Annotated in this window: 6 protein-coding genes and 1 pseudogene; 3 read left to right on the forward strand and 4 right to left on the reverse strand. The window is 56.4% G+C overall.

Annotated features, from left to right (window positions below):
- The coding region (locus L692_RS28345; RefSeq protein ID WP_036723105.1) for a hypothetical protein at nt 1-237 on the reverse strand (237 nt) is incomplete at its 3' end.
- Nucleotides 238-404: 167 nt separating this feature from the next.
- Between L692_RS28345 and L692_RS0110235 the strand changes: the two genes are divergently transcribed.
- Nucleotides 405-1,055, forward strand: coding sequence for a DedA family protein (locus L692_RS0110235; RefSeq protein WP_025699561.1), 651 nt, complete (start codon nt 405-407; stop codon nt 1,053-1,055).
- Here L692_RS0110235 and L692_RS0110240 read toward each other — a convergent pair.
- Nucleotides 1,030-1,269 (reverse strand): hypothetical protein, encoded by a 240-nt coding sequence (locus L692_RS0110240; protein ID WP_025699563.1) that lies wholly within the window; start codon nt 1,267-1,269, stop codon nt 1,030-1,032. The two genes, L692_RS0110235 and L692_RS0110240, sit on opposite strands and share 26 nt — an antisense overlap.
- On the reverse strand, nt 1,269-1,556 hold the full coding sequence (locus L692_RS0110245; protein WP_025699565.1) for a hypothetical protein: 288 nt from the start codon (nt 1,554-1,556) through the stop codon (nt 1,269-1,271). Before L692_RS0110245 ends, L692_RS0110240 begins: the two co-directional genes overlap by 1 nt.
- 179 nt (nt 1,557-1,735) lie before the next feature.
- Between L692_RS0110245 and L692_RS0110250 the strand changes: the two genes are divergently transcribed.
- Together L692_RS0110250 and L692_RS0110255 are read left to right on the forward strand one after the other, a co-directional pair.
- A complete protein-coding gene (locus L692_RS0110250; RefSeq protein ID WP_025699567.1) occupies nt 1,736-2,680 on the forward strand; it encodes a helix-turn-helix transcriptional regulator in 945 nt (314 codons plus the stop codon).
- Between the two features lie 63 nt (nt 2,681-2,743).
- On the forward strand, nt 2,744-3,034 hold the full coding sequence (locus L692_RS0110255; protein ID WP_232238762.1) for a zinc ribbon domain-containing protein: 291 nt from the start codon (nt 2,744-2,746) through the stop codon (nt 3,032-3,034).
- A gap of 271 nt (nt 3,035-3,305) precedes the next feature.
- Here the strand turns inward: L692_RS0110255 and L692_RS32615 are convergent.
- Nucleotides 3,306-3,978: pseudogene (locus L692_RS32615) on the reverse strand (2-hydroxyglutaryl-CoA dehydratase); the annotation flags it as partial.

The following is a 3,978-nucleotide window of genomic DNA, read 5'->3' on the forward strand; positions in this document are numbered from 1 at the left end:
CACCGGCCGGTCAGGATGCGCTCGTCCGTTCAGCGTACGGGAGATGGCCCAATCGGGCGATGCGCTATTCCTGCCTTCGGCAGCTCCGCCGCTGCCTGGGGCATGAAGCATCCCAGGGGATTTCCGGGAAGGGACACTCCCTGCTTCACGGTAAATCAGGGCGGCCAAAAGGACCGCGGCGGCAAGCCCAAGCCGGACAGCCGTACGGCGGCTGATTCCGCGCTTTTTCCGAATCATATTCTCTACCTCCAGCATTCGATTGGCTGCTACAGCCTTCAGCTTCGATTATATGAGGACAGGCTGCGGATTAGACATGCCCTCCCGCTATGAACAGCCGGTATGGAAGCAGGAACAAGCAAACTTAGAGCGGCGTATGCCCATCTTTTTGGAGAGTGACATCCATTATGGAAATGCTGAACTGGATACAGGAATTATTCGCGCAGTATGGATACAGCGTGCTGTTCTTCGGGCTGCTGCTGGAATTTATCGCGCTGCCCTTTCCCGGGGAGACGACGATGGCTTTTGCCGGATACCTGTCCTATGCGGGACGGCTCGACTTTCTGGTATTGATTGTTATCGCCTTCTTCGGAACAACAATCGGGATGACCATCACGTATTTCATCGGCCTCAAAGCCGGAATGCCGTTTATTCAGCGGTACGGCCGATGGTTCTTGTTCTCTCCCGCCAAGCTTGAAAAGACGCAGCGCTGGTTCGAGCGGTATGGCAGCGGTCTGATCACGATCGGTTATTTCATCCCCGGCGTGCGCCATTTTACCGGATATTTCTCCGGCATCATCGCCTTGCCTTTCCGCAAGTTCGCCCTCTGCGCCTATGGCGGCGCCCTGTTCTGGGTCATTCTGTTTCTGGGGATCGGCCGGTTGTTCGGCCCTCAGTGGACGGCTGTATTCCATCTGTTCGAGGCTTACGCCCCATGGATCGCCCTGGCCGCTGTCCTCTTGGCCGCGATGATTGTCGTCTACCGCTTCCGTGTCAGTCGCAGACCCAAAGCTCTCGGCGTGGCAGTCAGAGTCAAGGAGTCCTCGAAGGAACGCTGACCTCACTGCCGTGTCTGTCCTTCATCCATGCGTACGCCCCGAGCAGCACAGCAATTGCGGCAGAGCAGAGCCCTCCCGCCAGCCCCAGCGAACGGGGCTCCACACTGGTTAGCAGATAGCCTGCGAGCAGCATGGACGAGCCGAGCAGCGAGCTGCCCGCCGCCGTCAACAGCCCGAACAGCAGCGGTTGCCATCTGGCGGGCGTCTCCCGCATCAACAGCGTATCGAGGGCAGCGGTCCCTCCAGCAGCAGTCCTCCCAGCACCGTCTTGCGCGGCAGCCTCCCGCCCAGAAAGCCGCCCAGCGGCGCAAGCGCCAGATATGGAATGAGCCGGACCCCGAGCGACAGGCCGACGGCCATGCCCGATCCGGTAAGCTGGAGAATCATCGACAGCATGGCAACCTGGCTGAAACGATCTCCGTTTCCGTTGATGATGCCTGCGGCAAACAATCGGTAATAACCGGCGCTTATGCAGCCCGTTGCGGTTATTTTTCGTGTCATGGCGTTCATCCTCGTTGTCATCAAATTAAATAAGTATCTAATTAGATATTAATTGAATGTTAATTTAATGGAAATCCCCTTCCTTTCCGGACTTCGAAAAAAAGAATAAGATGATTACACACCGTCCTTTTACGGAAAAACATCACCATTATGCCTATGCCGAAAGGAGATTCATTCTTATGAAAATAGATCGTCTGCTGTCCATCGTCATCGTGCTGCTGGGGCGGCGGCTTGTTCAGGCTAAAGAGCTTGCCGACATGTTCGAGGTGTCGGTGCGCACCATTTACCGCGATATCGAGACGCTGGGCCAGGCTGGAATCCCGGTGGTCACCTATCAGGGCGGAGGCGGAGGCATCGGGCTAATCGAAGGCTACCGGCTCGACCGGAATGTGCTTACCGAGGGTGAGCTGGCGCAAATCTTCTCCGCTCTGAGAAGTCTCTCCCCTATTACGGGCGGTCATGAACGTTTGATGGAGAAGATCAACAGCGTCGTTCCGCCTTCGCGTTCGCGGCAGTTCCGCAGCATAGCGTCGCGGCAGGTTGTCGACTTCTCCCCTTGGGGGCTTCCGGGAGCGTCCGAGCAGAAGCTTGCCCTGATCAAAGAGGCGCTGGAGGAGAGCGTAACCGTCTCATTTGCCTATGTCAGCGCCGAGGGGACCGCAACAGCCCGATGTGTGGAGCCGTATACCCTTGTCATGAAGGGCCAGTCCTGGTACTTGTACGGCTACTGCAGACTGCGGGAGGATTTCCGGCTGTTCAAGCTGCCCCGGATGAAGGATGTGGTTAAGGGGGCCGAGGTCTTCACCAGGCTGGAGCTTTCGTTCGGAGATTGGCCCTGGAATGACTATCCGGGAGAACGTGAATCCTTAACCGAAATCATCCTGCATTTTGCCGCCGGAGACAAGCATATCGCGGAGGAGCGCTTCGACTGCTCCGAGCTTCAGGCGGACGGCAGCGGCGGCTATACTGTCGCCCTGCGTTATCCCGTCGACGAATGGCTGTACGGCTTTTTGCTAAGCCTCGGTCCCGCAGCCGAAGTGCTGGAACCGGAGCATGTCAGACAGCGGCTGGGCGAGCGGGCGGCGGCTGTTGCCTGCAAATATCATTCCGGCAACCTGACATAAAGCTGTCCAGTTCCCCGGTTTATACTTTGTATGAATAAAATATTTGCGGGAGAGTGATTGAAAATGGAGCAGCACATGGAACATAACGGACCATTCTGCCAAAGCTGCGGAATGCCAATGCCGGAGCAAGATCTGCTGGGGACGGACCGGGAAGGTGTCAAGACTGAGGACTATTGCAAATATTGTTATGAGAACGGCGAGTTTAAGCAGCCTGATATTACCCTTCAGGGCATGATTGATCTCTGCGCCGGTTATCTTGTGCAGCAGGGCTTTGCTGAGGCCGACGCCAGAGGAATGCTTGCCCAGACGCTGCCCCTGCTTAAGCGCTGGCGACAAGCGGGAACCGCCTCCTGACACAAGCCAAAGGGACGCATCCCGGTTCAAAGCCGCTCCGGCGAGGTCTTCCGGATAACGGATGACGGCGTCCCCCAAGGACGCAAGTACGTCTCTCGAAGAAATATAAGGCCTTTTATAAGCGTGAAACTAATACATTCTTATTATTTTAAAAAGAGATGATGTCCACATTGGCATCATCTCTTTCTCCTGATTTATAAAAAGACGTCACAACGTCCGCGTAAAAAGCTCCTGCGGGGCTCAGCAAGCCTGCTGTGGTCCCGCTTATCGTCTACGCCCGCACCGCCTTCAGCTTCGTCCCCGCTTGCCCGGCAGACTCTTGAAAGAGTGCTCCGCCGCTCTCCATTTCCTTGGCGATCGACATCATCAGCTTGATCCGGTTCGTCTGGTTCACCGCGCTGACGCCCGCATCATAGTCGATGGCGGCAATATTGGCGCTTGGATACAATTCTTTCAGCCCTTTCATCGTCCCGCGCCCGGTAATATGGTTCGGCAGACAGGCGAACGGCTGGATGCAGACGATATTGTTCACTCCGTGATCGAGCAGATCCATCATCTCGGCGGTCAGGAACCAGCCTTCACCCATCTGGTTGCCCACCGACACAAGCCGTTCGGCCTTTTCGGCGAGCCGGTAGATGTTCTTGTCTTTATGGGCGAGTCCCGCCTCTTCAAGCGCCGCCGTGATCGGCTTGCGGTACATCTGGATATACGTAATAAGCAGCGGGGTAATCAGTCCAAGCGTCTTGCTCTTCCCGAACTGCTCCGCTCCGTAAATCGGATTGTACACGCAGTAGAAGACAAAATCGAGAAAATCGGGCATCACGACTTCTCCGCCCTCGGCCTCAATCAGATCCGCAATCCGGTTGTTGGCGTCGGGATGGAATTTGATCAGAATCTCGCCGACCACGCCAACCCGGGGCTTCACCGCCGACGTTACCGGCAGG

This window comes from Paenibacillus forsythiae T98 (assembly GCF_000520735.1).
In the GTDB taxonomy this organism is placed as follows: Bacteria; Bacillota; Bacilli; order Paenibacillales; family Paenibacillaceae; genus Paenibacillus_AQ; species Paenibacillus_AQ forsythiae.

What these genes read in the sequence shown, in the direction of transcription:
- L692_RS0110250 (WP_025699567.1), top strand. Translation starts at nt 1,736, where the DNA reads ATGAAAATAGATCGTCTGCTGTCCATCGTCATCGTGCTGCTGGGGCGG.
- L692_RS0110240 (WP_025699563.1), bottom strand. Translation starts at nt 1,269, where the DNA reads ATGCGGGAGACGCCCGCCAGATGGCAACCGCTGCTGTTCGGGCTGTTG.
- L692_RS0110255 (WP_232238762.1), top strand. Translation starts at nt 2,744, where the DNA reads ATGGAGCAGCACATGGAACATAACGGACCATTCTGCCAAAGCTGCGGA.
- L692_RS0110235 (WP_025699561.1), top strand. Translation starts at nt 405, where the DNA reads ATGGAAATGCTGAACTGGATACAGGAATTATTCGCGCAGTATGGATAC.
- L692_RS0110245 (WP_025699565.1), bottom strand. Translation starts at nt 1,556, where the DNA reads ATGACACGAAAAATAACCGCAACGGGCTGCATAAGCGCCGGTTATTAC.